This is a genomic window from Microbacterium sp. RU1D (genome assembly GCF_900156435.1).
In the GTDB taxonomy this organism is placed as follows: domain Bacteria; phylum Actinomycetota; class Actinomycetes; order Actinomycetales; family Microbacteriaceae; genus Microbacterium.
In genome coordinates this window covers 394,651-420,263 of sequence record NZ_FTPQ01000001.1, presented here as the reverse complement: position 1 = coordinate 420,263, position 25,613 = coordinate 394,651, and the positions used below count along the sequence as shown (strand labels likewise).

General features: G+C 69.9%; 24 protein-coding genes. 18 read left to right on the top strand and 6 right to left on the bottom strand.

Features of this window, described 5'->3' with window-relative positions; genetic code table 11:
* Positions 1 to 77 precede the first annotated feature (77 nt).
* On the top strand, positions 78 to 710 hold the full coding sequence (locus B0B15_RS01910; RefSeq protein WP_256334138.1) for an acyl-CoA synthetase: 633 nt from the start codon (positions 78 to 80) through the stop codon (positions 708 to 710).
* Entirely contained in the window at positions 707 to 1,129 is a 423-nt protein-coding gene (locus B0B15_RS01905) for an amino acid transporter (protein ID WP_256334137.1), read from the top strand. Before B0B15_RS01910 ends, B0B15_RS01905 begins: the two co-directional genes overlap by 4 nt.
* 15 nt (positions 1,130 to 1,144) lie before the next feature.
* Here the strand turns inward: B0B15_RS01905 and B0B15_RS01900 are convergent, their stop codons facing one another.
* The 4 genes from B0B15_RS01900 to B0B15_RS01885 form a co-directional block, all read right to left on the bottom strand.
* On the bottom strand, positions 1,145 to 2,185 hold the full coding sequence (locus B0B15_RS01900; protein ID WP_076675080.1) for a zinc-dependent alcohol dehydrogenase family protein: 1,041 nt from the start codon (positions 2,183 to 2,185) through the stop codon (positions 1,145 to 1,147).
* Between the two features lie 230 nt (positions 2,186 to 2,415).
* A complete protein-coding gene (gene purB / locus B0B15_RS01895) occupies positions 2,416 to 3,795 on the bottom strand; it encodes an adenylosuccinate lyase (protein ID WP_076673032.1) in 1,380 nt (459 codons plus the stop codon).
* A gap of 27 nt (positions 3,796 to 3,822) precedes the next feature.
* A complete protein-coding gene (locus B0B15_RS01890) occupies positions 3,823 to 4,329 on the bottom strand; it encodes a low molecular weight protein-tyrosine-phosphatase (RefSeq protein WP_076673031.1) in 507 nt (168 codons plus the stop codon).
* 57 nt (positions 4,330 to 4,386) lie between these two features.
* Positions 4,387 to 4,791: a phage holin family protein gene (locus B0B15_RS01885; RefSeq protein WP_076673030.1), complete on the bottom strand. Its 405-nt coding sequence runs from the start codon at positions 4,789 to 4,791 to the stop codon at positions 4,387 to 4,389.
* A gap of 102 nt (positions 4,792 to 4,893) precedes the next feature.
* On the opposite strand from B0B15_RS01885, the gene B0B15_RS01880 reads away from it, so the two are divergent.
* The 6 genes from B0B15_RS01880 to B0B15_RS16385 all read left to right on the top strand — a co-directional run bounded on the left by B0B15_RS01880 (position 4,894) and on the right by B0B15_RS16385 (position 11,301).
* Positions 4,894 to 5,979 carry a histidinol-phosphate transaminase gene (locus B0B15_RS01880; protein ID WP_076673029.1) on the top strand — a complete coding sequence of 362 codons (1,086 nt, stop codon included), beginning with the start codon at positions 4,894 to 4,896 and terminating at the stop codon, positions 5,977 to 5,979.
* A complete protein-coding gene (locus B0B15_RS01875; protein ID WP_091366288.1) occupies positions 5,976 to 7,481 on the top strand; it encodes a glycoside hydrolase family 43 protein in 1,506 nt (501 codons plus the stop codon). Before B0B15_RS01880 ends, B0B15_RS01875 begins: the two co-directional genes overlap by 4 nt.
* A gap of 89 nt (positions 7,482 to 7,570) precedes the next feature.
* Positions 7,571 to 8,701, top strand: coding sequence for a thiamine pyrophosphate-dependent enzyme (locus tag B0B15_RS01870; RefSeq protein ID WP_076673028.1), 1,131 nt, complete (start codon positions 7,571 to 7,573; stop codon positions 8,699 to 8,701).
* Positions 8,698 to 9,675 (top strand): alpha-ketoacid dehydrogenase subunit beta, encoded by a 978-nt coding sequence (locus tag B0B15_RS01865; protein ID WP_076673027.1) that lies wholly within the window; start codon positions 8,698 to 8,700, stop codon positions 9,673 to 9,675. The genes B0B15_RS01870 and B0B15_RS01865 overlap by 4 nt, the downstream gene beginning before the upstream one ends.
* A 67-nt stretch (positions 9,676 to 9,742) precedes the next feature.
* Positions 9,743 to 11,071 carry a dihydrolipoamide acetyltransferase family protein gene (locus B0B15_RS01860; RefSeq protein ID WP_076673026.1) on the top strand — a complete coding sequence of 443 codons (1,329 nt, stop codon included), beginning with the start codon at positions 9,743 to 9,745 and terminating at the stop codon, positions 11,069 to 11,071.
* Between the two features lie 53 nt (positions 11,072 to 11,124).
* Positions 11,125 to 11,301, top strand: a complete 177-nt coding sequence (locus B0B15_RS16385) for a hypothetical protein (RefSeq protein WP_176776540.1) — start codon at positions 11,125 to 11,127, stop codon at positions 11,299 to 11,301.
* On the opposite strand, the gene B0B15_RS01855 is transcribed toward B0B15_RS16385, so the two are convergent.
* Positions 11,298 to 12,740 (bottom strand): MFS transporter, encoded by a 1,443-nt coding sequence (locus B0B15_RS01855; RefSeq protein WP_076673025.1) that lies wholly within the window; start codon positions 12,738 to 12,740, stop codon positions 11,298 to 11,300. The genes B0B15_RS16385 and B0B15_RS01855 overlap by 4 nt on opposite strands.
* Positions 12,741 to 12,789: 49 nt before the next feature.
* On the bottom strand, positions 12,790 to 13,845 hold the full coding sequence (locus B0B15_RS01850; RefSeq protein WP_076673024.1) for a LacI family DNA-binding transcriptional regulator: 1,056 nt from the start codon (positions 13,843 to 13,845) through the stop codon (positions 12,790 to 12,792).
* Between the two features lie 174 nt (positions 13,846 to 14,019).
* On the opposite strand from B0B15_RS01850, the gene B0B15_RS01845 reads away from it, so the two are divergent.
* The 10 genes from B0B15_RS01845 to B0B15_RS01805 all read left to right on the top strand — a co-directional run bounded on the left by B0B15_RS01845 (position 14,020) and on the right by B0B15_RS01805 (position 25,368).
* Positions 14,020 to 15,342 carry an ABC transporter substrate-binding protein gene (locus B0B15_RS01845; protein WP_083708805.1) on the top strand — a complete coding sequence of 441 codons (1,323 nt, stop codon included), beginning with the start codon at positions 14,020 to 14,022 and terminating at the stop codon, positions 15,340 to 15,342.
* 111 nt (positions 15,343 to 15,453) lie between these two features.
* Complete coding sequence (locus tag B0B15_RS01840) at positions 15,454 to 16,266, top strand: carbohydrate ABC transporter permease (protein ID WP_371113229.1); 813 nt, start codon at positions 15,454 to 15,456, stop codon at positions 16,264 to 16,266.
* On the top strand, positions 16,263 to 16,394 hold the full coding sequence (locus B0B15_RS16905; RefSeq protein WP_371113228.1) for a hypothetical protein: 132 nt from the start codon (positions 16,263 to 16,265) through the stop codon (positions 16,392 to 16,394). Before B0B15_RS01840 ends, B0B15_RS16905 begins: the two co-directional genes overlap by 4 nt.
* Positions 16,391 to 17,230 carry a carbohydrate ABC transporter permease gene (locus tag B0B15_RS01835; protein WP_076673023.1) on the top strand — a complete coding sequence of 280 codons (840 nt, stop codon included), beginning with the start codon at positions 16,391 to 16,393 and terminating at the stop codon, positions 17,228 to 17,230. Before B0B15_RS16905 ends, B0B15_RS01835 begins: the two co-directional genes overlap by 4 nt.
* Before the next feature lie 2 nt (positions 17,231 to 17,232).
* Positions 17,233 to 19,485: an alpha-L-rhamnosidase gene (locus B0B15_RS01830; protein ID WP_076673022.1), complete on the top strand. Its 2,253-nt coding sequence runs from the start codon at positions 17,233 to 17,235 to the stop codon at positions 19,483 to 19,485.
* A 91-nt stretch (positions 19,486 to 19,576) separates the two neighbouring features.
* On the top strand, positions 19,577 to 21,952 hold the full coding sequence (locus tag B0B15_RS01825) for a GH39 family glycosyl hydrolase (RefSeq protein WP_076673021.1): 2,376 nt from the start codon (positions 19,577 to 19,579) through the stop codon (positions 21,950 to 21,952).
* A 178-nt stretch (positions 21,953 to 22,130) separates the two neighbouring features.
* Positions 22,131 to 23,033 (top strand): MetQ/NlpA family ABC transporter substrate-binding protein, encoded by a 903-nt coding sequence (locus B0B15_RS01820; protein WP_076673020.1) that lies wholly within the window; start codon positions 22,131 to 22,133, stop codon positions 23,031 to 23,033.
* The gene (locus B0B15_RS01815) at positions 23,030 to 24,055 is read left to right on the top strand and encodes a methionine ABC transporter ATP-binding protein (protein ID WP_076673019.1); all 1,026 of its coding nucleotides are present in this window, start codon (positions 23,030 to 23,032) and stop codon (positions 24,053 to 24,055) included. Before B0B15_RS01820 ends, B0B15_RS01815 begins: the two co-directional genes overlap by 4 nt.
* On the top strand, positions 24,052 to 24,711 hold the full coding sequence (locus B0B15_RS01810) for a methionine ABC transporter permease (protein ID WP_076673018.1): 660 nt from the start codon (positions 24,052 to 24,054) through the stop codon (positions 24,709 to 24,711). Before B0B15_RS01815 ends, B0B15_RS01810 begins: the two co-directional genes overlap by 4 nt.
* 237 nt (positions 24,712 to 24,948) lie before the next feature.
* Positions 24,949 to 25,368 carry a DoxX family protein gene (locus B0B15_RS01805; RefSeq protein WP_076673017.1) on the top strand — a complete coding sequence of 140 codons (420 nt, stop codon included), beginning with the start codon at positions 24,949 to 24,951 and terminating at the stop codon, positions 25,366 to 25,368.
* Positions 25,369 to 25,613 lie beyond the last annotated feature (245 nt).

Below are 25,613 nucleotides of genomic sequence, written 5' to 3'. Positions count from 1 at the left end.
GTCGGCGCACACGGAGGCCGCTCAGCCCCCGAGGAATAGACTGGATGCCAACGTCATTCGCCCGTCGGGAACCCTTCGTGACCACTCCTCCTGCTGAACGCGCCTTCGACCTGCGCCATCTGCAGCTCGCGCGCGCCCTCTTCGCCGCCGTCGCGGCCGCGATGATCACGTTCTCGTCGGACCACTCCGCCGTGCTCGGTCTGAGCGTCTTCAGCGGCTTCGCCCTCGCGACCGGCCTCACGCTCGCGCTGTCGGCGTGGCTGGTCTTCCCGGCGGGGCAGCGCGCCGTCCCCGTCACGCTCGCGGCCGTGTCGTTGGCGGCGGGTCTCGTCGCGAGCGTCGGGGCGTGGCGCACCACCGGCATGTTCTTCGGCGTGGTCATCACGTGGGCGATCGTGTCGGGCGTCATCGAGCTCGTCGGCGCGCTGCGAGACCGCAAGGCGGGCCGCACGGTCGGCGTGCGTGACGGCGTGCTGATCGGCATCCTGGGCATCGTCCTCGGAGCGGTTCTGCTGCTCACTCCGATGCAGTACGCGCTCGACTACAGCATCACCGGTGCGGGGTCCTTCACCCTGACCGGGATCACCATCGCCGTGGGCCTCTTCGGTGGATACGCGGCGGTCGTCGCCGTGTTCCTCGCGATCGCGGGCTTCTCGCCCCGCCGCACCGAGCCCGTTCCGGCCGTACCCTCCGAGGAGGCCGCGTCATGACCGACAAGCCCACCACCCGTAAAGACCTCATGAAGCCCGTCCAGCTGCTCGGCCTGGCGTTCATCGCCGCCCTGTTCGCCGGTTTCGTGACGCTCATGTCGATGGGGTTCTTCCAGACGCGTCCCGCCGACCAGATCCAGCGGGCCCTCATCGTCGCCCTCGTGGCGGCCGGGGCGACGTTCATCATCGTGCTCGTGAGCGTCGCGCTCATGCTCCTCGCCGTCGACCCCTCGAAGGTCACGACGACGGTGGACCGTCCGCTCCTCCTGCCCAAGGACGCTCCGGATGCCACCACCCCCGACGCCTCCGCCGAGCGTCCGGCCCCGCGGGCCGAGGGCTCCGCGCCCGGCAGCGCCACGCGGTCGGAGGGTGCGGTTCCCCCGCGTTCCGACGACGACGGCGACGCTCCGCGCGCCTGACCTCGCGCGCCGCGCTCAGGCGCGACGCGGGTCGATCATCGTCATGCCGGCCGGGGAGGCGGCATCCATCCGGGGGAGCAGCGCGGCGGCCTCGCCGAGACCGATCACGCGTTCGATGAGCTCCTGGGGGCGCAGGGCACCGCTGTCGATCAGGGAGAGCATCTCGGGGTAGTCGACCGCGGCCATGCCGTGACTGCCGAGCAGGTCGAGTTCCCACGCGATCACGCGCGCCATCGGCATGGCGGTCATGCCGTCCTCGGTGGGAAGCAGGCCGATCTGCACGTGCCGGCCCCGGCGGCGGAGGCTGAGCACCGCGTCGCGCGCGGTCCGGGCGCTGCCGACCGCGTCGACCGAGACGTGACTGCCGCCGCCGGTGATCTCGTGCACCGCGGCGGCGACGTCGGTCTCGCCGGCGACGAGGGTGTGCTCCGCGCCGAGCCGACGGGCGGCGTCAAGCGCGGCGGGCGTGCGGTCGACCACGATCACGCGTGCGCCGAGAGCGACGCCGATCATCACGGCGCTCAGGCCCACCCCGCCCGCGCCGACGACCGTGATCCATTCGCCGGCCTGCACCCGCGCGCGGCCGGTCAGCGCGCGGTAGGCCGTGGCGAAGCGGCATCCCAAGGCTGCCGCGGCCTCGAACGAGACGCCGTCGGGGATGCGCACGACGTTCGTGTCGGCGGCGCGCAGCACGACGCGTTCGGCGAAGCTGCCCCACTGCGTGAAGCCCGGCTGCTGCTGGTCGGGGCACACCTGCGCGTTCCCGCCGAGGCACCACTCGCACGCGCCGCAGCCCATCACGAACGGCACGGTGACTCGGTCGCCGACGTTCCAGCGCTGCACGCCGTCGCCCACCTCCACGATCACGCCGGCCAGCTCGTGACCGGGGACGTGCGGCAGGGCGACGTCGTCGTGACCGACCCAGGCGTGCCAGTCGCTCTTACACAGGCCCGTCGCGTGCACCTCGACCACCACGCCCCCGGCCGGAGCCGTCGGCGGGGCGACCTCGCGCACCTCGAGGGGCTCGGCCAGGGCGTCCATGATCATCGCGCGCATGTCACCCATTGTCCCGCCCGCGCGGTCGCCCTCGTGCCCCAGGCCGCTTGCGCTCCGCCGCGCGCGCCCGCCCCGCCCTGCGTCGCCCCACTTCCCCGTGTCGAGTGTCCGATACACCCGGACGCCTCGAGAAAACATCCGGGTGTTTCGGACACTCGACCCCCGGGATCTGGCGGCGCCGCAGCGGCGCCCGGTCGCCCCGGGCGCCACCCGGGCACGACGGCGGAGGGCTACAGCGAGTCGACCACCCGCGAGGCCAGGCCCGCGTACGCCGCGGGGGTGAGTGCGAGCAGGCGCTCCTTCGCGGCGTCGCCGATGTCGAGGCCGCGCACGAATTCGGCCAGCTCGGGGCCGCCGACGCGGCGTCCGCGCGTGAGGTCCTTCAGCAGGGCGTAGGGGTCGGTGATCTGCGAGCGGCCCGCGGCGATCTCGGCGCGCACGACGGTCTGGATCGCCTCGGCGAGCACTTCCCAGTTCGTATCGAGATCGGCGAGCAGCACGTCCTCCGCGAGCGAGATCTCGGTGAGACCGCGCTGCAGGTTGTCGAGCGCGAGCAGCGAGTGGCCGAAGGCGACGCCGATGTTGCGCTGGGTCGTGGAGTCGGTGAGATCGCGCTGCATGCGGCTCGTGACCAGCGTGGATGCCAGGGTGCCGAACAGCCCACCGGCGATCTCGAGGTTGGCCTCGGCGTTCTCGAACCGGATCGGGTTGATCTTGTGCGGCATCGTCGACGAGCCGGTCGCACCCGCGACGGGGATCTGGGTGAAGTACCCGAGCGAGATGTACGTCCAGATGTCGGTGGCGAGGTTGTGCAGGATGCCACCCGCGTGCCGCGCGCGGTCGTAGAGCTCCACCTGCCAGTCGTGCGATTCGATCTGCGTCGTGACCGCGTTGAAGCCGAGCCCGAGCGACTCGATGAAGGCGCGCGTCAGCTCCGGCCAGTCGACGTCGGGCTCGGCGGCCACGTGCGCCGACCACGTTCCGGTGGCACCCGAGAACTTCGCGAGGTACTCCCCGGCATCCAGCTGACGGATGACGCGCTCCAGGCGCCAGGCGAACACGCCGATCTCCTTGCCCATGGTGGTGGGCGTGGCGGGCTGGCCGTGCGTGCGCGAGAGCATCGCCGCGTCGCGGTGCTTCACCGCGAGCTCGGCGAGGGCGGCTGTGACGGAGCGGAGCTTCGGCAGCCACACGCGCTCGACGGCGCGCTGCACGGTGAGGGCGTAGGCGGTGGAGTTGATGTCCTCGCTGGTGCACGCGAAGTGCGTGAGCTCGGCGAGGGCGGTGAGCCCGAGGGCGTCGAGGCGGTCGCGCACGAGGTACTCGACGGCCTTGACGTCGTGGCGCGTCACGGCCTCCTTTTCGGCGAGCCAGGCGATCTCGTCGGCACCGAACTCCTCGTACAGCGCGCGGAGCTTCGCGCGGTCGTCGTCCGACACCGGCGAGGTGCCGAAGAGCGACCGGTCGGTCAGGGCGAGCAGCCACTCCACCTCGACCTCGACGCGGGCCCGGTTCAGGCCCGCCTCCGACAGGTAGTCGCCGAGTTCGGACACGGCGCCGAAGTAGCGGCCGTCGAGCGGGCTGAGGGGCTGCGGAGGCAGAGCGGACACGGGTCTCCCGGGGGTCGCGCGAAAGGGTCAGCCCGCGGAACGGATGGCGGGCTCGAGCTGCCGGAACAGGGCGCGGCTGGCGCGTTCGATCATACCGAGCACCTCGTCGAACATCGGCGGGCCCGCGTAGTAGGGGTCGGGCACGTCGAGGGTTTCGGCGTCGGGAAGGAACGACTGCAGCAGGGCGATCTTGTCGGCGTCGTCGTCGGTACGCGCCCATCCGCGCAGCACGCGTTCGTGGCTGCGGTCGAGGGCGACGACGAGATCGTTGCGGTCGAAGTCGGCGAACTGGAACTGCCGCGCGCGATGCGCGGATCCGTCGTACCCGAGGCGGTCGAGCGCGGCGATCGTGCGGTGGTCGGCGCGCTCGCCGACGTGCCAATCACCCGTGCCCGCCGACGTGGACGACACGTGCGCACCGAGTCCCGACGTCTCGGCGATGCGCCGGAAGACCACGTCGGCCATCGGCGACCGGCAGATGTTGCCGCTGCAGACGAACACGACGCGGAAGGGCGCGTCGGCACTCGCGGTCATCCCTCCATCATGGCGGGGAAGCGCTCGCAGCGCATCAGCGGGTGTGCGCTGAGATCGTCACCGTCGCGCGCGATCGTCGCGCCGGGGACGCAGGATGCCGCCGAGCACGGCGTTGATGATGCCGATGAGCAGGGCGGCGACCACCGTCAGCCAGAACTCGCCGGTGCGCAGGCCCCAGTCCCACCCGCTGGTGATGACGGCCGTCAGCCACAGCAGGAATCCGTTGATGATCAGGGAGATGAGGCCGAGGGTGAGGATGTAGAGCGGGATCGCGACGATCTTCACGATCGTGCCGATCACGCTGTTCACGATGGCGAAGATGAGGCCGACCAGCAGCAGGGTGAGCAGCACCTGGAGCCATTCGCCGGGGGCGAAGGGGACGAGACGCACTTGCAGCGCGGGCAGCAGGGTGACGATCCAGATGGCGAAGGCGTTGACGGCGACGCGGACGACGAAGCGCATGTCCTCATCGTGGCACGCGAAGTCTTCCCGCGGCAGACATCCGTCCACCTGGGGAGGAGCGGGGTCTGACGCGCGGAGACGTCGCGCGGTTAGGCTCGCGATGTGAGCGAAGACCCGGTCCTGCCTCGTATCCGTCCCGAGATCGCCGCGTTGCCCGCGTACCGGCAGGGCAAGCAGGCGAGCCCCGACGCCTTCAAGCTGTCGAGCAACGAGAACCCCTTCGAACCGCTCCCGGGCGTCCTCGACGCGGTCCGGGCCGCGGGCGCGTTCAACCGCTATCCGGATGCCACGGCCGCACGGCTCCGCGAGCGCCTCGCCGCGCGTTACGGCGTCTCGCCCGACGAGGTGCACGTCGCCGCCGGCAGCGTCTCGATCCTCGCCCAGCTGTTGCTGGCCACCTCGGGCCCGGGCGACGAGGTCGTCTACGCGTGGCGCTCGTTCGAGGCCTACCCGTCGCTCGTCGCGGTCGCGGGCGCCACGAGCGTGCAGGTGCCGCTGACCGCCGACTTCCGCCACGACCTGCCCGCGATGGCCGCCGCCGTCACCGAGCGCACGCGCCTCGTCATCGTCTGCAGCCCCAACAACCCCACCGGGCCCACGGTCGGGTACGACGAGTTCGCGGCGTTCGTCGACCGCGTGCCGCGCGACGTGCTCATCGTGCTCGACGAGGCGTACGCCGAATTCGTCACCGACACGTCGTCGGTCGAGGGTGGTCGCGTGCGCGCCGTCCTGGCCCGACCGAACGTCGTCGTCCTCCGCACGTTCAGCAAGGCGTATGGCCTCGCGGGCCTCCGGGTCGGCTACGCCGTCGGCCACACCGGGGTTCTCGATGCCGCGCGCAGCACCGCGATCCCCCTGTCGGTCACGGCCGCGGGCGAGGCTGCCGCGCTCGCGAGCCTGGATGCCGAGAGCGAGTTGCTTCACCGCGTCGCCGTCATCGCCGAACGGCGCGACCGTCTCGTCGAGCGCCTGCGTGAGACCGGGTGGGACGTTCCCGACGCCCAGGGCAACTTCGTGTGGTTCGCGGCCGGCGAGCGCACGACCGAGGTCGCGGCTGCCTTCGAGGAGGCCGGGCTCATCGTGCGCCCGTTCCTCGGCGACGGCATCCGCGTCTCGATCGGCGAGGAGGAGTCGCTCGATCGCATCATCGAGGTCGCGGCGGCCACCTCCCCGACCGCCCGGGCGTGACCGTGGCGCGTGGCGGCGGGAGCGACGTCGCCACGACCCCCGTCATCCCGGGCTTCTTCCCCGATCCGTCCGTGTGCCGGGTGGGTGAGGACTACTACCTCGCGAACTCCTCGTTCGAGTACGCCCCCGGCATCCCGATCTGGCACAGTCGCGACCTGCGCGCCTGGACGCAGCTCGGCAACGCGCTCGAACGGGACAGCCAGTTCGCGGCCGGGGCGTCGGCTGCGAGCCGCGGGATCTACGCCCCGACGCTGCGCCACCGCGACGGCACGTTCTTCCTGGTGGCCACGAACGTCGACGCTCCGGGCGAGCAATTCGTCGTGACGGCGACCGACCCGGCCGGACCGTGGTCCGACCCGATCGTGCTGGCCGGCCTCGGCGGCATCGACCCCGACCTCGCATGGGACGACGAAGACGGCACGTGCGTGCTGACGTACTGCGGACTCGATCCCGCCCTGCGTCCCGACGGCGGCGCCCTGCCGGTCATCGCGCAGGCGCGCGTCGACCTCGCGCGCGGCGGGGTGCTCGAGCCTCCTCGCATCCTGTGGGAGGGCACCGGACTCGCCCATCCCGAGGGGCCGCACCTCTTCCGCCGCGACGGCTGGTGGTACCTCCTGATCGCCGAGGGGGGAACCGAGCGCGGCCACACGGTCTCGATCGCCCGCTCGCGCGCGATCGACGGGCCCTTCGAGTCGGGGCCCGCCAACCCGATCCTCAGCCGGCGCAGCACCTCGTCCCCCGTGCAGAACACCGGCCACGCCGACCTCGTCGAGCGGCCCGACGGCACGTGGGCGATGGTGTACCTCGGCGTGCGTCCGCGGGGCGTCAGCCCGTCGTTCCACGTCAACGGCCGCGAGACCTTCCTCGCCCGCGTGGAGTGGGTCGACGGCTGGCCCGTCGTGCACACCGATGAGCCGCTGCCGGGCGCGGTCGACACCGCCTTCCACGACGACTTCCCGGGCCCGCTGCACCCCCGCTGGGTCTCGCCGGGCGCCGCGCTCGCCACCTTCACCGAGCGCGCACCGCGAGGGGGACTGCTCCTCCGACGCTTGGATGCCGCGAACGGGGCGCCCACGTCGCTCTCGGTGCGCGCGCGCGACCTGCGCTGGCGGTTCGAGGTCGAGGTCGACGCGACGGCGGGGCCGGTGGCTCTGCGGGTGCGCCTCGACGAGCGCCACTGGTACGAGGTCCGCCTTGACGCAGGCTCCCTGACGGTGGCTGCGCAGATCGGCCCCCTCACCGTCTCCGACGCCGTCGGCCGCGCCGACGGCGATACCGTGACGCTCGTCGTCGAAGCGGTGGATGCCACCACCGACGGCCCCGACGACCTCCGGTTCGCCGTGGTCGACGTCGCCGGCGAACGAAGTCGCGCGCAGAAGGACGGACGCTACCTCTCCACGGAGGTCGCCGGCGGGTTCACCGGGCGCACCCTCGGACTGCACGCGCTCGGCGCCGAGCCGGCGCGGGTTGTCGCGGTGCGGTACGTCCCCGTCGACGAGTGAGGCGTTTTGTCGCATATCAACCCCGGTTCCCGGCATCCGTTGTGCACCTCATGCGGTCTCGCGCATGGGCCGCGCGTTAGCGTGGGTGCATGACCCCGCTCGACGACCCCGCTCTCGTGCGCGTTCTGGCAGCCGACGGCACGCTGGCGCCCACGCCCGCGGCCGAGCGCTACCTGCCGCTCATCGACGCCCTCACCGACGCAGAACTCGAGACCTTCTACCGCGACATGGTCTCGATCCGCGCGTTCGACGTGCAGGCCACCAACCTGCAGCGCCAGGGCCAGCTGGCCCTGTGGCCGCCGTCCTTCGGGCAGGAGGCCGCCCAGGTCGGCTCGGCCCGTGCCGCCCGCGCCCAGGACCACATCTTCCCCTCGTACCGCGAGCACGTGGTCACCCGCATCCGCGGCGTCGACCCGCTCGACATCATCCGGCTCATGCGCGGGCTCACGCACGGCGGGTGGGATCCGACCGACCCGAAGAACGGCAACACGCACATCTACACGCTCGTCCTGGGCGCGCAGACGCTGCACGCGACCGGGCTCGCGATGGGACTCGTGTTCGACGGCAAGAGCGGAACGGGCGACCCCGAGCGCGACGAAGCCGTCGTCGTCTACTACGGCGACGGCGCATCCAGCCAGGGCGACGTGCACGAGGCGATGGTCTTCGCCGCGAGCTTCCAGACGCCCGAGGTCTTCTTCCTGCAGAACAACCAGTGGGCCATCTCGGTTCCCGTCGCCACGCAGTCGCGCTCGCCGCTGTACAAGCGCGGCGAGGGCTACGGCATCCCGAGCCTCCAGGTCGACGGCAACGACGTGCTCGCCAGCTACGCCGTGTCGAAGACAGCGCTCGACGAGGCGCGTGCCGGTGGCGGCCCGCGCGCGATCGAGGCGATGACCTACCGCATGGGTGCGCACACCACCAGCGACGACCCCACGAAGTACCGCACGTCCGACGAGGAGAAAGCGTGGGCCGGGCGCGACCCGATCGCCCGCATGCGCGCGTTCCTCGAGGGCCGCGGCGCCTCGCAGCAGTTCTTCGACGACGCGGATGCCGAGGGCCGGGCCCTCGCCGACGACGTGCGCGTGCGCACGAACGAGCTCGGCACGATCCCGCGCGCGCACATGTTCGACAGCGTCTACTCCGAGGCGCACGCGCTGGTCGCCGAGGAGCAGCGCTGGCTCGACGACTACGAGGCCTCGATGGAAGGGGGCGCGCAGTGACCGAGAACCTGCCCATCAGCCGCGCGCTGAACGCGGGCCTGCGCCGCGCCCTCGAGACGAACGACCGCGTCCTGCTCATGGGCGAGGACATCGGCCCGCTCGGCGGCGTCTTCCGCGTGACCGAGGGGCTGCAGAAGGACTTCGGGCCGCGGCGCGTGATCGACTCGCCGCTCGCGGAGTCGGGCATCGTGGGCACCGCGATCGGACTTGCCATGGGCGGGTTCCGCCCGGTGCTCGAGATCCAGTTCGACGGTTTCGTCTTCCCCGCCTTCGACCAGATCACCTCGCAGCTGGCGAAGATCACCAACCGCCACGAGGGCGCGGTGCGCATGCCCGTCGTCATCCGCATCCCCTACGGCGGGCACATCGGCGCGGTGGAGCACCACCAGGAGAGCCCCGAGGCGTACTTCACGCACACCGCGGGTCTGCGCGTGGTCAGCCCGTCGAACGCGAATGACGCTTACTGGATGATCCAGCAGGCGATCGATTCGCCCGATCCGGTCGTGTTCCTCGAGCCCAAGGCGAAGTACTGGCAGAAGGGGGAGGTCGACCTCGACGCCCCCGCTCTGCCGCTGCACGCGAGCAGGGTCGTCCGCCGGGGCACCGACGTGACCCTCGTCGGCCACGGCGCGATGGTCACGACGCTGCTGCAGGCGGCTGCCCTCGCCGAGAGTGAGGGCACGAGTTGCGAGGTCATCGACCTGCGCTCCCTGTCACCGGTCGACTATGGCCCGCTGCTGGATTCCGTCCGCCGCACCGGCCGTATGGTCTACGCGCAGGAGGCGCCGGGCTTCACCTCGCTCGGTTCCGAGATCGCCGCGACCGTCATGGAGAAGGCGTTCTTCGCGCTCGAGGCGCCCGTGCTGCGGGTGTCGGGCTTCGACGTGCCCTTCCCGCCTGCGAAGCTCGAAGGCACCTACCTGCCCGACGCCGACCGCATCCTCGAGGCCGTCGACCGGTCTCTCGCGTACTGACCCTTCCCTCCCGCATTCCGTTGCGGCGACGCCGGTGCAATGCTGGCTCCCGAGCAAAGGACACACCGTGACCGAGCAGACCTTCGTCCTCCCCGACGTCGGGGAAGGCCTCACCGAGGCCGAGATCGTGCAGTGGCGCGTCGCGCCCGGTGACACCGTCGCCGTCAACGACGTGATCGTCGAGATCGAGACCGCCAAGTCGCTCGTCGAGCTGCCCTCGCCGTACTCCGGGACGGTCGGCGAGCTCCTGGCATCCGAGGGCTCCACGGTCGAGGTCGGTGCGCCGATCATCACGATCGGAGCAGCGGATGCCGGCACCCCCGCGCCCGCGCAGCCGACCACCGTTCCCGAGCCCAGCGACCCCGGCGGAGCAGTGCTCGTCGGCTACGGCACGGGCGGCGCCGTGTCGTCGCGGCGTCGCAAGCCCGCCGAGCGGCCCGTGAAGGCGTCGGTCGGGGTGGTCGCGAAGCCCCCGATCCGCAAGCTCGCGCGCGACCTCGGCGTCGACCTCTCAGCCGTCACGCCGAGCGGCACCGCCGGCGAGGTGACCCGCGACGACGTCGTCAAGCACGCCGAGCAGGCGAGCGTCTTCCGCAACATCGAGACGCCCGCGTGGGGCGAGGTGCGCGAGGAGACGATCCCGGTCGCCGCCCCCGCCGCGCCCGCGCCGTCGGCATCCGCCCCCGTCGACGACGCGCGCGAGGAGTCGATCCCCGTCCGCGGCGTGCGCAAGGCCACTGCCAACGCGATGACCTCGAGCGCCTACTCGGCCCCGCACGTCTCGGTGTGGGTCGACGTCGACGCCTCGCGCACGATGGAGCTCGTGAAGCGCCTCAAGGCCTCGCCCGACTTCGCCGACGTGAAGATCTCCCCGCTGCTGATCATGGCGCGCGCGGTGATCTGGGCGCTGCGCCGCACCCCGATGATCAATGCCGCCTGGGTCGACACCGAGGACGGCGCGCAGATCCGCGTGCGCCACTACGTCAACCTCGGCATCGCCGCCGCGACCCCGCGGGGCCTGCTCGTGCCGAACATCAAGGACGCGCAGGCGATGAAGACCCGGGAGCTCGCCAAGGCGCTCGAGAACCTCACGCTCACCGCGCGCGAGGGCAAGACGAGCCCCGCCGACCAGACGGGCGGCACCTTCACGATCACGAACATCGGCGTGTTCGGAGTGGATGCCGGCACCCCGATCATCAACCCCGGCGAGGCCGGCATCATCGCCCTGGGCGCGATCCGGCAGAAGCCGTGGGTCGTCGACGGCGAGGTGCGCCCCCGCTGGGTGACCACGGTGTCGGGCTCGTTCGATCACCGCGTGGTCGACGGCGACGGGATCTCACGCTTCATCGCGGACGTGGCATCCGTGCTCGAGGAGCCGGCGCTGCTGCTGGACTGACGCTTCCGTCGCCGACGGGTCGCGACGACACCGTCGGCGCGTACCGTGGAGACATGGAGCGCGACGCGGAAAGCCCGGAGGATCGTGCGCTGCGTGCGCTGCGCGCGATCGATGACGGTGCCGACATCGGCGCCGAAGCCTTCGCTCTGTCGAACGAGTTCACCGATCGGCATACCGCACGTCTGTCGGCGTGGTTGCGTCGCCGCCGGCGGCCCTCCGTCGAGGACTAGCCCGGAAGCGAGGGGTGCTTCTCGGCGGCGGACGGCCGCGTCGGGATCAACAGTGCCAGCACGAGAGCGACCGCAGCCGCCCCGATGCCCAGCAGGAACGACACCTGGAACGCCTGTGCGGTCGGCACGCGGCTCTCGCCGTCTCCCGTCGACAGCGTCGCGAGCACGACGCCGACGATGGCGGCGGCGGTGCTCGTCCCCAGCGAGCGCGCGAGGGCGTTGAGGCCGTTCGACGCACCGGTCTCGCTGGGCGGGACGGCGCGCATGATGAGCATCGGCATGGCCGCGTAGCCGAAACCGATCCCGAAACCGATCAGGATGTTCGCCACCACGAAGTGCCACACCTCGGTCGAGAAGATCAGGCTGAAGCCGTAGGCGACGATGAGTGAGATCGCCCCCGCGATCAAGAGCACGCGGGGCCCGATCGTGCGCGCGAGCGTGCCCGAGATCGGCGAGAGCACCATCATGACCAGACCCGACGGCATGACGACGAGGCTCGCAGCCAGCAGCGACAGGCCCAGTCCGACGCCCGTCGCCACCGGTAGTTCGAGCATCTGCGGGTACGCGACGTTCGAGGTGAACAGGGCGAACCCCATGGCGATGGATGCCAGGTTCGTCAGCAGCACGGGACGACGCGCGGCGACTCGCAGGTCGAGCAGCGGGTTCTCGACGCGCAGCTCGAACCAGCCCCACAGCAGCAGCACGGCCACTCCGCCGATCGCGAGCGACAGCGTGAGCGGAGAGGTCCAGCCCCACGTGTTGCCCCGTGACACGGCGAGCAGGATGCCGATCAGGCCGACCGCCAGGCCCACCGCGCCGAGGTAGTCGAAGCGTCCGGCGGTGCGCAGCACACTGACCGGGACGATCCAGAGGATCAGCGCGAAGACGACCGCGCCGAGGGCTCCGGCGATCCAGAACAGCCAGTGCCAGTCGGTGTTCTCGGCCACCAGCGCGCTGATCGGCAGGCCCAGCGCTCCGCCGACCCCGAGTGTGGCGCTCATCAGGGCGATGGCGCTGTCGACGCGGTTCTCGTGCAGAACGTCGCGCATGATCGAGATGCCCAGAGGCACGACGCCGACGATCGCCCCCTGCAGGGTGCGGCCGACGATCATGCCGACGATGCCGGTCGACAGGGCGGCGACCACCGACCCGAGGATCATCACGACCAGCAGCACGAGCACGATGCGCCGTTTGCCGTACATGTCGCCGAGGCGGCCGGCGATGGGAGTGATCACCGCGGCGGCGAGCAGGGTGGAGGTCACCACCCACGCCGTGTCGTCACGGGAGGCGTTCAGCAGCTGCGGGAGCTGCGACTGGATGGGCACCACGAGGGTGAACATGAACGACGAGCACAGGCCGGCGAGGGCCAGCACCACGACGACGAGCCCCTGCGGACTGTTCCGGGAGAGTCTTCTTCGCGCGTTCTCATCCCGTGACATCCTTCTCAGGCTATCCGTCGGCGAGAAGGGCCGGGTCGCTCGCGGCGCCTCAGGCTCGCTCGACGTCGCGCGCCACGGGGAGTCCGCTGGTCGCGCGCACCCGCAGGGCGGGGGAGAAGACGCGACGCTGCGCGTCCTGCCTCCCCCCGATGCGTTCGAGCAGCAGCTGTGCGGCGGTGGCCCCCATCTCCTGGCCGTGCTGGTCGACCGTGGAGAGCCCGATGAGCGGGTGGCTGGCGATGGGGACGTCGTCGTAGCCGACGACCGCGAAGTCCGCAGCGCTCACTCGTCGTTCGGCGGCCACCTCGAGCGCCGTCAACGCCAGGGAGTCGTGGCCCGCGAACAGCGCCGTCGGCGGTTCCTCCCGCTCCAGAAGATCTTCGACGGTGTGACGGGCGTTGTGATCGGAGGGATCGATGCGGATGACGTCGGGATCCAGGCCCCGGTCTCGCATCATGCGCTCGTAGACGTGAAGCCGCCGAGGGTGGGGATCGGTGCGGGGTTCGACGAGGATCCGCTCGTCGTTGGTCACGTGGACGATCCGGGTGTGGCCGGCCGCGAAGAGATGCTCCATCACCAGGCGTGCTCCGGCGTCGTCGTCGCCGACCACGACGTCGTAGTGCTGCGGGTGGTCGTGCTGGCCGACCTGGACGAGCGGGACGCGTCGTCCGAGCCCCTCGAGCCAGGCCTGCGGAACGGCGGGGGCGACCGCGATGATGCCGTCGACCTGTCGGTCGTAGAGGCTCTCGAGTGCGGCCGTCCCGCTGACCGGGTCCGCCATCGGAGCGATGATCAGCCGATAAGCCGAGGCGTTGAGCTCCTGCACGATGCCGGTGAGGATGCGCGTGAAGAACTCGTTGTCGACCTGGGGGAGCTGCACGCCGATCGTCGCCGTCGAACCGCGCATGGCCCGTGCCGCCACGCGCGGGCGGTAGTCGAGGGCGGCGATGGACGCCGTCACCCGTTCACGCATCCGATCGCTCACACCGTACGCGTCGCGGATGACCTTCGACACCGCGGCCTTGGACACGCCGGCGTGCTGCGCGACGTCTTCGATCGTGGCGGCGCGGGTCGGCGGGCCCGCGGGTGATGCGTTGTCCAGCATCGAACTCCTTCGGTCGTTACCTCCAATGTAGATCGGTTGACGAAATCGCGCCAGTCGGTTTATTCTCGCTTCGTCGCCACGTGTAGATCGGTTTACACTCGATCGCGCACCTGAGTCCCGAGGCGTCGCATCGGCCGGAGTACCCGCACCCGGCCCCTTACAAGGAGGTAAGCAGTGTCCGCAATCATCACCCCGCGTCGGACGACGACCATCGTCGTCGGCGTCGGCCTCGTCGCCCTGGCTCTCGCCGGTTGCTCCGGCGCGACGGGGGGAGACTCCGCCGACGGCAAGGTCGAGATCACCTTCCTGACCACCAACGGCGAGGACTCCATCGCCACCGGTAACGCGCTCATCTCCGCGTTCGAGAAGGCCAACCCCGACATCACCGTCACCCTGAACACCCGCCCGGGCGGCACGGAGGGCGACAACCTGGTCAAGACCCAGTTGTCGACCGGCGAGATGGACGACGTGTTCTTCTACAACACGGGCTCGCTCTTCCAGGCGATCAACCCGGACCAGACGCTCGTCAACCTCGCCGACCAGCCCTGGGCGTCCGAGGTCACCGACAACTTCAAGACCGTCGTGTCCACGGAGAACGGAACCTACGGTGCACCCCTGGGTACCTCGATGGCCGGTGGCATCGCGTACAACACGAAGGTCTTCTCCGACCTGGGCCTCAGCGTGCCGACCGACTGGTCCTCGCTGGTCGCGGCCGCCGAGAAGATCAAGGCGGCCGGGATCACGCCGATCGAGCAGACCTACGGCGACACCTGGACGTCGCAGCTGTTCCTCCTGGCCGACTTCGGCAACGTGCACACGCAGGACGAGAACTGGGCCGACGACTTCACGAACAACAAGGCCAAGTTCGCGGAGGAGCCCGCCCTCGCCGGCTTCACCCACCTTCAGGACGCCTTCCAGAAGGGCTTGTTCAACACGGACTTCGCCACCGCGACGGCCGCCGAGGGCTCGGCTGCCCTCGCCACCGGCAAGGCGGCGATGTACCCCATGCTCTCCAGCGCGGTCCTCAGCAACATCAAGCAGTCGAACCCCGACGCGGTCGGCAACATCGGCTTCTTCGCAATGCCGGCGGACAAGGCCGCTGACACCACGCTGACGGTGTGGGAGCCCAATGCGGTCTTCATCCCCACGTCGACGGAGGGCGCCAAGCTCGACGCCGCGAAGAAGTTCGTCGCGTTCGTCAACTCGTCCGAGGGCTGCGACGTGCAGAACGCCAACTACGTCGCGGGAGGCCCGTTCTCCATCAGCTCGTGCTCGGTTCCGGCGGATGCCGCGCCCATGGTCGCGGAGATCCAGAAGTACGTCGACGAGGGCAAGAGCGCTCCCGCCCTCGAGTTCCTCTCGCCCGTCAAGGGACCGAACCTGGAGAACATCGCCATCAGCGTCGGGTCCGGTATCTCCAGCGCCCAGGACGGTGCGGCGGCGTACGACGACGACGTGAAGAAGCAGGCTCAGCAGCTCGGTCTCGCCGGCTGGTAACAACCGCGCTGATTCCAGCGCCCCGTGCGGTCGGCGCTCGACCCCTCCGCACATCGCGGGGCCGGAGCCCCAATCTCCGGCCCCGCACTTTCCCCCACGAAGGAGTGACCGATGGCCCAGACGTTCGTCAACGTGGTCCCGCCCCAGGTGCGGAACCGGCGTCGAGGCGCGCCCCCCGCCACGCGAGCGGGTCGCAAGATGCGCAGCATGTACCCGTCGTGGTTCTACATCCCTGCGGCTGCGCTCTACGTCGTGCTTTTCGCGGTCCCGACGTTCGCGTCGTTCTACTTCAGCCTCACGCGCTGGTCGTTGTTCGACGTCCAGTTCATCGGACTCGACAACTTCGTCCAGTTCTTCTCCGACCCGCAGCTGTCGCAGGCATTCCTGAACACCCTGGTCTACGCCGTCGTCACGAGCGGCCTGAAGGTGGTCCTGGGCCTCGCCCTCGCGGTGCTCCTGACCTCGGAGATCATCGGGCGCGGATATCTGCGGGCCGTCACGTTCTTCCCCGTGCTCGTCTCGACGATCGGGGTGGGTCTGACCTTCAAGGTGCTGCTCGATCCGTTCGACGGTCTCGTCAACGGCGCCCTGTCCGTCTTCGGCATCGAGGGTCCGGGGTGGCTCACCGACCCCAACCTCGCCCTGATCAGCGTGGCCCTCGTCGACGTGTGGAAGGGCCTCGGTATCGCGACACTCATCTACATCGCCGGCATCGTGGCGATCCCGCAGGAGTACTTCGAGGCCGCACGCGTCGACGGGGCCAGCGCCTGGAAGGTCTTCCGCAACATCACCTTCCCGCTGTCGTGGCCGGCGACGGGGACGGTCGTCATCCTTTCGCTCATCGGCGGTCTGCGCTCCTTCGACCTGATCTGGGCCATGACCAAGGGGGCCCGGGCTTCAGCTCCGACGTCATCGCGTCGGTGATCTACAAGCAGTACCAGGCGGGCTTCTACGGCCTGTCGACCGCCGGCAACGTGGTGCTCTTCCTCGTCGTGACGGCAGTCATGATCCCCATCTCGATGTTCATCAACAAAAGGAGCGTGGAGTCATGACCCGCCTCGCCGTGCGGCGGTGGACCGTCGGGACGATCGCGATCGTCGTGTCGGTCGTCGTCTTCCTCGTGCCGTTCGCTTTCATCCTCGTCACCGCGGCCAAGACCGCGCCCGAAGCGTCGATGCTCGCCTTCAGCTGGCCCACCGAGTGGAAGCTGTGGGACAACGTCGCCGCGGTCCTCGCCGATCGCAACGGCATCCTGGTCCGTGCTTTCCTCAACAGCATCGTGCTCACGGTCGCGAGCGTGGTGATCATGGTCGTCCTCGCGGCGATGGTCGGCTACGTGCTCCAGCGCAAGAAGTCGCGCTGGAACGCGGTCATCAACTTCTTCGTCCTCGCGGGCCTCATCGTCCCCCCGGCGGTCGTGCCGACGATCTGGGTGCTCCAGGGACTCGGGCTGTTCAAGACCCTCGGTGGGCTCATCCTCATCGAGGCGACCTTCGGTCTGTCGTTCTGCATCCTGCTGTTCCGGGCCTTCCTGTCGACGATCCCCCGGGAGCTCGACGAGGCCGCCCTCATCGACGGCGCGGGGCCGATCCGCCTGTTCTTCCAGGTCGTGCTGCCGCTGCTGAAGCCGGTGATCGTCACGGTCATCGTGGTGCAGTCGGTCGCGGTCTTCAACGACTTCGCCAACCCGCTCTACTTCCTGCCCGGGGACGCGAACGCGACGGTGCAGCTGACGCTCTACGCCTACGCGTCGAGCTCGACGAGCGCCGGGCAGCTCAACCTGCTCTTCGCCGACATCCTCCTCATCACCATTCCCCCGCTCGTCATGTACATCTTCTTCAACCGTCAGATCGTGGCGGGCATGACCAGCGGGGCGATCAAGGGCTGATCATGTTCACCACCGCTCGACTCATCTCCCCGGCCGCGCCCGTGGACGGCGCTCCCACGCTCGTCGGCCGCTTCACCCTCGACTCCGACCACGGCGCCCTCGTCCACGCCACCCTGCGATACTCGGCGCTCGGCGTCGTCGAGGCGAGCATCAACGGCGCCCGGGTCTCCGACGACCTGCTCACCCCCGGCTGGTCGAGCTACGAATGGCGGGTGCGTGTCGCCGAGACCGACGTCACCGCTCTCGTCTCCGCCGACTCGGTGCTCGAGCTCACGCTCGGCAACGGCTGGTACCGCGGGAGCCTGACCTGGATGGGGGCGACCGGTGTCTACGGCGACCGTCTCGCCGCGATCGCGGAGATAAAGCTCGTCTTCGCCGACGGTCACACCCAGGTCTGGGCGACCGACACGTCGTGGACGGTTCGCCCGACCGACACGGTGACGGACGACCTCTACCACGGGCAGACCATCGACGCCCGTCGTCGACAGGCCCCCGCTGTCGAGGCCGCGGTCGAGGTGCTCGACGCTCCCTCCGCGCGGTTCGAGCCCTACGTCGGGCCTCCCGTCGCCCCGGTCGAGACGCTTCCGGTGCGAGACGCCTGGCTGTCGCCCACCGGCCGCCTCATCGTCGACTTCGGTGAGAACCTCGTCGGCTGGGTGCGCGCCGAGGTCAGCGGCGAGCCCGGTCGCGTGGTGACGCTGCGGCACGCCGAGGTTCTCGAGGAGGACGAGATCGGCATCCGTCCGCTGCGTTCGGCCCGCGCCACCGACCGGTTCATCCTCTCCGGGGGCCCGGACGTCTTCGAACCCCGGTTCACCTTCCACGGCTTCCGCTACGTCGAGGTCGACGGGTGGCCCGGAGGGGTGGATGCCGTGCGCCGGGGCGGACTCGAAGCGGTGCGGATCAGCTCGCGGCTGCGGCGCACCGGCACGTTCTCGAGCTCGGAACCACTGCTGAACCGCCTGCACGAGAACGTCGTGAACAGCACCCTCGGCAACTTCGTCGACCTGCCCACCGACTGCCCGCAGCGCGACGAACGTCTCGGATGGACCGGTGACATCGCCGTCTTCGCGCCGACCAGCGCCTACCTCTTCGACGTCGGCGATTTCCTGCGGGACTGGTTGCGTGATGTCGTGGTCGAACAGGAGCACCAGGGGGGAGTGGTGCCGTACGTCGTACCCGACGTGCTCAAGTACGTCGGCGTGCCCGAGGACATCACCCCCGTCGATTCGACAGCGGTGTGGAGCGACGCGATCGTCTGGGTCCCGTGGGCCGTGTGGATGGCATCCGGTGACGCGCGCGTGCTCTCGGAGAATTTCGAGGGGATGCTGGCGCACCTCCGCCATGTCTCGTCGCTGGTGTCGCAGAGCGGCTTGTGGGACCGTGGGTTCCAGTTCGGCGATTGGCTCGACCCGGATGCCCCGCCGGAGGATCCCGCCGCGGCCAAGGCGGACCGCGGGCTCGTGGCCAGCGCGTGCCTGTACCGGTCGGCCGACCTCGCCGTGCGCGTCGCCGATGTCCTCGACCGCTGGGATGTGCGCGACGAACTCGAACGCCTTCGCGACGCGACGCGACGCGCTTTCCGTGACGCCTACGTCGACCTCGATGCGCAGCGGCTTCGCAACCACTGCGAAACGTCGTACGCGCTCGCGATCGTCTTCGGTCTGCTCGACGACGAGGAGCGATCGTGGGCGGGGGACCGTCTCGCGGAGCTCGTCGACGCCTCCGGCCATCGCATCTCGACCGGGTTCGCCGGTACCCCCTACATCCTCGACGCGCTGAGCGGCACCGGTCACCTCGTCACGGCCGGGCGCCTGCTCCTGCAGCGCGAATGCCCGTCGTGGCTGTACCCGGTGACCATGGGGGCGACCACCATCTGGGAGCGCTGGGACTCGATGCTGCCGGACGGCACGATCAACCCCGGCGAGATGACGTCGTTCAACCACTACGCCCTGGGTGCGGTCGCCGACTGGATGCACCGCGAATTGGCGGGGCTCGCCCCGGTGGAGCCCGGGTACTCCCGCGTGCGCATCGCGCCGCAGCCGATCGACGGGATCGATGACGCATCGACGTCGTACGACAGCGTGCACGGCCCGATCGCCGTGGCCTGGCGTCGCGAGGGTCCCCTCGTGCATCTCGAGGCGACCGTGCCCGAGGGTGTCGTCGCCGAGGTGCGGCTGGGTGAGGTCGACGCAGAAGTCGGAGCCGGTGTGCACCGGTTCTCCGTGGAGTTCGCACCGACCGTCGCGGTGTGATCGCCGTGGCAGGTCGCCCGTGACGGCGGGCGGCCTGCCACACCCCGATGGCGATGCCGCCGTCGGATTCTCGATGAAGAGGAGAAGAGACGTGTCCATCAGAAGAAACGCAGCCGTCGGCGCCCTGATCGGTGCCCTGGTGCTGGCGGGGGCGTCCGCGCCGCCCGCGGTGGCGGCCAGTTCCGTCACGTTCAGCGCGACGTACGGCACCGATGCGGGCCAGCAGCTCGACGACGCCCGGCTGCTCAACGGTTCTCAGGGCGGCTACGCCGTCACGAAGAACCTCCACCTGCTGCCCGAGACGCTCGGTCAGGTCAACTCGACCGGGGTGCGGTCGGTGCGCATCGACCACATCTTCGACGACGACTTCTACGGGCTCGTCTCCCGCAACGCGTCGGGAGCGCTGACGTTCGACTTCACCAAGCTCGACGCGGTGGTGCTGCCACTGTTCGATCAGGGCATGGTCCCGTGGTTCACCCTCAGCTACATGCCCGGGGCGCTGGCGAAGGACAAGTTCACCGCTCCCTCCAGTTACGCGGACTGGTCGACGGTGGTCTCGACCACCGTGAAGCACTATGCCGATCTGGGGCACACCGGACTCAACTGGGAGGTCTGGAACGAGCCCGACTTCGACTTCTGGAAGTCCGGGGCCTCGGCGTTCAACGACCTCTACGCCGCGTCGGCGAGCGCCGTGAAGAGCGCCGATCCGACGGCTCAGATCGGCGGGCCGGCGGTATACAACATCCAGGCGCCCATCATGGGCTCGTTCCTGGACTACATCGCGGCCAACCCGTCGGTGGCCTTCGACTTCGTCAGCTGGCACGACTACGGCGGCAACGACTTCTCGGAGTCGGCGACCGTGGCGGGGATGCTGTCGTCGCGCAAGATCCCGGCGAAGAAGCAGTACATCACCGAGTGGCACACCACGGCCGCGTTCGGCTCCACCCCCGGCGGGGACGCGGACACGAACGTGCTCGCCTCCTACGCGGCCCGCCGCCTGACCTCGGCGTTGCTGCAGCCCACCCTCAACGGGGTGTTCTTCTTCAGCCCGGTCGAGGGATGGAACCCCACCGCGGACTTCTCCACCGACCTCGGTCTACTGACCGTGGAAGGGCACCGCAAGGCCGTCGGCAACGTGTTCGAGATGGTCGACCTCATGCCGTCCACCGTGCTGACGTCCACCACGTCCGGAGCGCCCACCGACCGGTCGGTCGGCGCCATCGCCACCGGCGACACCGGCAGCAAGACGACCGCGTTCCTCGCCTGGAACGACGGCAGCGACGCCTCCACCGTCTCGCTGTCGGCGAGCGCGCTCCCGTTCGCGTCGTCGAACTTCTCGGTCACCCGGTACGACGTCAACGCCACGTCGGGCAATTACTACGCCGACTGGTCCGCCGGAACCCGCAACCGCACGACGGGCCCCAACGAACTGCTGCGCCCGTCCAGCGTGAACGTCTCCGCGCCGGCATCCACGTGGTCGTCGCAGGTGACCATGCCCGCCAAGTCGGTGTCGCTGTTCGTGCTGAGCCCGTCGACGCAGGCCGCGGGTGCCGTTGCGCTGAGCACGCCGACCTCGTCGACGAACGTGGCGCGGGCGAGCACCGTGACGAGCTCGAGCAGTTACACCGGTGGCGGGTGGGGTGGAGCGAAGCTCGTCGACGGCCGGCGTCACACGTACAACGCGTCCGACACCGGCGGGATCTCGCAGGGCTTCACCTCGGATGCCACGTCGACGGCGCAGGCGACGCAGTGGGTGCAGCTCGACCTCGGCGGCGCCAAGTCCTTCGACACGGCGACCCTCTGGCCGCGCGACGATCAGGATGCCGACGGCTCGAGCTTCCCGGTCGACTTCACGCTGGCCGGCTCGAACGACGGCTCGACGTGGACATCGCTGGTGAGCAAGACCGGCTACAAGGCGGGGCAGAAGGTGGTGGGACCCCAGGTGTTCTCGACCGGGAAGGCGTCCTACCGGTACGTCCGCCTCACGGCGACGAAGCAGGGGCAGCCGGTGACCGAGGGGGCGTCGCAGGTCTACCGTCTCCAGCTCGCGGAGCTGGAGCTCACCAACGCGGGCGTCCTGAACCCCGGGTTCGAGAGCGGCGACCTGAGCTCGTGGTCGGTCGAGGGTGCGGCATCCGTCGTCTCCACCAACGCCTACGACGGCCGTTACGCCGCGACCTTCACCGGTGCGGGCAAGGGCGTGTACCAGGTCGTGTCGGGACTGACACCGAACACGACCTACACGTTCAGCGGCTTCGCCAAGTCGGCGGGCGGTGAGCCCGTCTACGTGGGGGCGAAGAACTTCGGGGGCACCGAAGTCTCGACCCCGGTGACGACCAGCCGCTGGAAGCAGGCGTCGGTCACTTTCACCACCGGCCCTTCGGCGACGTCGGCGCTGCTGTACTTCTACAAGAACAGCGGTTCGGCGCAGGCCTGGGTCGACGGGGCGGTCATCACCGGCCCGTGATCGGTCGCGTCGGCCCCTCCGCTCCCGACAGAGGGCGGAGGGGCCGACGCGCATCCACGCCGACTCCCGGATGCCATCGAGCCCGCGATCTGTCGAATCGATGACGCCGTGTGACGACCGGTTACCGGCCGTAACGGTCCGGTTTGAGCCTCGCGCGCGCGCATGTTGACGTGGTGTCATGACTTCGCACCGCACCCCGCGCCTGGCCACGATCCTCGGCGCCTCCACCGCAGCCCTCCTCCTCGCCCTCACCGGGTGCGCCGGGGGAGCGGCATCCTCCGACGACTCCTCCCGCATCGTGCTGGGCGCCGACGACGGCAACGAGGCGCACTGGACGGTGCTGAAGCAGAAGCTCGCCGACGAGGGCATCGACCTCGAGGTGCGCACGATCAACGACGGCGTGCAGCTCAACCAGGGTGTGCAGGACGGCGAACTCGACGTGAACCTCTTCCAGCACCTCATCTACCTGTCGCAGTTCAACGTCGAGAACAACGGCTCGCTCGTGCCCGTCGGTGCCACCGCGGTCTACCCGCTCGCGCTGTACTCCGAGCAGTACACCGACGTGAAGGACCTGCCCGAGGGCGCGAAGATCGCGATCCCGAACAACCCCACCAACCTCGCCCGCGGCCTGCTCAACCTGCAGACCGCGGGGCTCCTCACGCTCAAGGACGGCGGCACGGCCCTCTCGACCCCCGCCGACATCGTGACCTCCAAGGTCGAGCTGCTCCCGGTCGACACGAACCAGACCGTCACCGCGCTGAAGGACGGCAGCGCCCAGGCCGCCATCGTCAACAACACGCAGGCGCAGAAGGGCGGGCTCGGAGACGAGCTCATCATCTTCAAGGAAGACCTGGACAACCCGCAGCTCGCGCCGTACATCAACGCCTTCGTCACGCGCGACGACAAGAAGGACGACCCGCGCTGGGAGAAGCTGGTCGAGGCGTACCACTCGCCCGAGGTCGAGGCCGCTGTCACCGAGCTCAATCAGGGCAACCTGCAGTTCAAGACCGAGTGGACAGGCGCGCAGCTGCAGGACGAGCTCACCAGCCTGGAAGACGCCCTCAAGGCCCAGAAGGGATGACCGCGGTCATCGAGCTGCGGGGCGTCACGAAGAGCTTCCGTACCGATCGTCGCTCCTCCACGAACGCCGTCGACGACGTCACGGTGAGCGTGGAGGAGGGGTCGATCGTCGGGGTCATCGGTTACTCCGGCGCGGGCAAATCGACGCTCGTGCGTCTGCTGAACGGTCTCGAGAAGCCGACCTCCGGCACCGTCGAGGTGCTGGGCGTGAACGTCGGGGATGCCACCGAGGCGAAGCTGCGCGACCTGCGGCGCCGCGTGGGCATGATCTTCCAGCAGTTCAACCTCTTCACCTCGCGCACGGTCGCGGCCAACGTCGCCTACCCGCTCAAGGTGGCGGGCTGGAGCAAGGCGGACCGCGCCGAGCGCGTCGCCGAGCTGCTCGACTTCGTCGGCATCGGCGACAAGGCGAAGCAGTACCCGCGGCGCCTGTCGGGGGGTCAGAAGCAACGGGTCGGCATCGCGCGCGCGATCGCGACGAACCCGCAGATCCTGCTCGCCGACGAGGCCACCAGCGCCCTCGACCCGCAGACTACGGCCGAGGTGCTCGGGCTGCTGCGCGAGATCAACCGGCGCCTGGGCATCACGATCGTCGTGATCACGCACCAGATCTCGATCGTGCACGAGCTGTGCGACCAGGTGATCGTGATGGACGGCGGACGCGTCGTCGACAGCGGCGACACCTACCGGGTCTTCGCGCACCCGCGGGCCGACCTCACCAAGCGGTTCGTGGCCGCGGTGACGCAGGGCGTGCCGGCGGGCGAGGCGCTCGAGGCGCTCGCCGCGGGCGGGGGCGACCTCGTCAGCGTCGAGGTCAACGAGTTCTCGAGCGAAGACGTCTCGGCCGTGTTCCACCGCCACGGGGCGCGGCACTCCGTCGTCTACGGCGGCGTGACCGACGTGCTCGGCAGACAGCTCGGCACCCTCACCTACCGCGTGCACGCCGAGGACCTCGCCCCGATCGTCGCCGAGCTGCGCGCGCACACCGACGTCGTCCTCCCCGTGACGGAGGTGTCCGCGTGAACAAGTGGGACACCCTCACCCCGGTGCTGCTGCAGTCGATCGGCGAGACCGTCTACATGGTCGCGGTGTCGCTGCTCATCGCGGGCGTCGCGGGGCTCGTCATCGGCGCCCTGCTGTACGCCACCCGCCCCGGCAACCTCTTCGAGAACCGCGTCGTCTTCTTCGTCGCCAACCTCGTGATCAACGTCATCCGCCCGATCCCGTTCATCATCTTCCTCACCGCCGTCGCTCCGGTCACGCGCGCGGTGACGGGGACGACCCTGGGGACGGATGCCGCGATCGTGCCGATCACGATCATGGCCACGGTCGTGATCGCCCGCGTCGTCGAGCAGAACCTCGTCGCGGTCGACCCCGGAACCGTGGAGGCTGCGCGCGCGGTGGGTGCGCGGCGCATCGGCGTCCTGTTCGGCGTCGTGATCCCCGAGGCGCTCGCCCCCCTCATCCTGGGCTACACGTTCATGTTCATCGCGGTCGTCGACATGTCGGCGATGGCCGGGTACATCGGCGGCGGCGGCCTGGGCAACTTCGCGATCATCTACGGCTATCAGCAGTTCAACCAGCAGGCCACGTGGGTGACGGTCGCGATCATCGTCGTGATCGTGCAGGCCGGTCAGCTGCTGGGCAACGCCCTCGCCCAGCGCATCCTGCGGCGCTGACGCGTCGCGGGCGCCGCGCCGTCTTCGCGCACGGCTGCGGCATCCCCCGCTCCAAGCTCGGTCCTTCGCGGCGCGGCTCCCGTGCCGCACCCGTCTCCTGATGAGTGTCCAAAACTCCCGAATGAATTCTGAGAGCGTCCGGGTGTTTTGGACACTCGGGCGTAGGGGACGGCGCTCACCCGACCCGGGAGCGGGCGCGAGCGGCCGAACTCGGCCATCCCCGCCTACCCTCGGGGGATGAGCCTTCCCCGCACCCTCGCCCGCTGGCTGCTCGGTGCCGCGCTCGTGTTCACCGGCACCGCGCACCTCACCTTCGCTCGCGACGCCTTCGTCGCCCAGGTGCCGTCGTGGCTCCCGATTCCGGTCGACGTCACAGTCGTGGCATCCGGGGTCGTCGAGATCGCGCTCGGACTCGCCCTCCTCGCCCTCCGCCGCTACCGCGTCGCCGTCGGCTGGATCGTCGCGGCCTTCTTCGTCGCGATCTTCCCGGGCAACATCGAGCAGTTCGTCCGGGGCACCGACGCCTTCGGCCTCGACACCGACCTCGCGCGCGGCGTCCGTCTGCTCTTCCAGCCCCTGCTGGTGCTCTGGGCGCTCTGGTCGACGGGGGCGTGGAAGGCCTGGCGAACCCGGCGACGCGCATCGGTCCGAGGCTGACACGGCCTCCGCCGGCGCTCGATCGGCGCCCAATCGGCGCTCCACCGGCGGTCGTCCGACGGGCGGACACCGGAGCGATCGGACGTTCGTTGCGATGGGGTGACCGGATGCAGGCTCGGTCTCGATTCCGTCTCCACATTTCCCGTTGGCGCATCGCGCGTTCGCAATCCGTCCCATTTCCTTTCGACACGGTCGGGTTGCCTACATTCCCCTGAATAGACTCGCGAGGTTGTCGGCCGGGGGGA

What these genes read in the sequence shown, in the direction of transcription:
- B0B15_RS01905 (WP_256334137.1), top strand. Translation starts at nt 707, where the DNA reads ATGACCGACAAGCCCACCACCCGTAAAGACCTCATGAAGCCCGTCCAG.
- B0B15_RS01900 (WP_076675080.1), bottom strand. Translation starts at nt 2,185, where the DNA reads ATGCGCGCGATGATCATGGACGCCCTGGCCGAGCCCCTCGAGGTGCGC.
- B0B15_RS01890 (WP_076673031.1), bottom strand. Translation starts at nt 4,329, where the DNA reads ATGACCGCGAGTGCCGACGCGCCCTTCCGCGTCGTGTTCGTCTGCAGC.
- B0B15_RS01885 (WP_076673030.1), bottom strand. Translation starts at nt 4,791, where the DNA reads ATGCGCTTCGTCGTCCGCGTCGCCGTCAACGCCTTCGCCATCTGGATC.
- B0B15_RS01870 (WP_076673028.1), top strand. Translation starts at nt 7,571, where the DNA reads ATGACCCCGCTCGACGACCCCGCTCTCGTGCGCGTTCTGGCAGCCGAC.
- B0B15_RS16385 (WP_176776540.1), top strand. Translation starts at nt 11,125, where the DNA reads ATGGAGCGCGACGCGGAAAGCCCGGAGGATCGTGCGCTGCGTGCGCTG.
- B0B15_RS01855 (WP_076673025.1), bottom strand. Translation starts at nt 12,740, where the DNA reads ATGTCACGGGATGAGAACGCGCGAAGAAGACTCTCCCGGAACAGTCCG.
- B0B15_RS01850 (WP_076673024.1), bottom strand. Translation starts at nt 13,845, where the DNA reads ATGCTGGACAACGCATCACCCGCGGGCCCGCCGACCCGCGCCGCCACG.
- B0B15_RS01840 (WP_371113229.1), top strand. Translation starts at nt 15,454, where the DNA reads ATGGCCCAGACGTTCGTCAACGTGGTCCCGCCCCAGGTGCGGAACCGG.
- B0B15_RS01835 (WP_076673023.1), top strand. Translation starts at nt 16,391, where the DNA reads ATGACCCGCCTCGCCGTGCGGCGGTGGACCGTCGGGACGATCGCGATC.
- B0B15_RS01830 (WP_076673022.1), top strand. Translation starts at nt 17,233, where the DNA reads ATGTTCACCACCGCTCGACTCATCTCCCCGGCCGCGCCCGTGGACGGC.
- B0B15_RS01820 (WP_076673020.1), top strand. Translation starts at nt 22,131, where the DNA reads ATGACTTCGCACCGCACCCCGCGCCTGGCCACGATCCTCGGCGCCTCC.
- B0B15_RS01815 (WP_076673019.1), top strand. Translation starts at nt 23,030, where the DNA reads ATGACCGCGGTCATCGAGCTGCGGGGCGTCACGAAGAGCTTCCGTACC.
- B0B15_RS01805 (WP_076673017.1), top strand. Translation starts at nt 24,949, where the DNA reads ATGAGCCTTCCCCGCACCCTCGCCCGCTGGCTGCTCGGTGCCGCGCTC.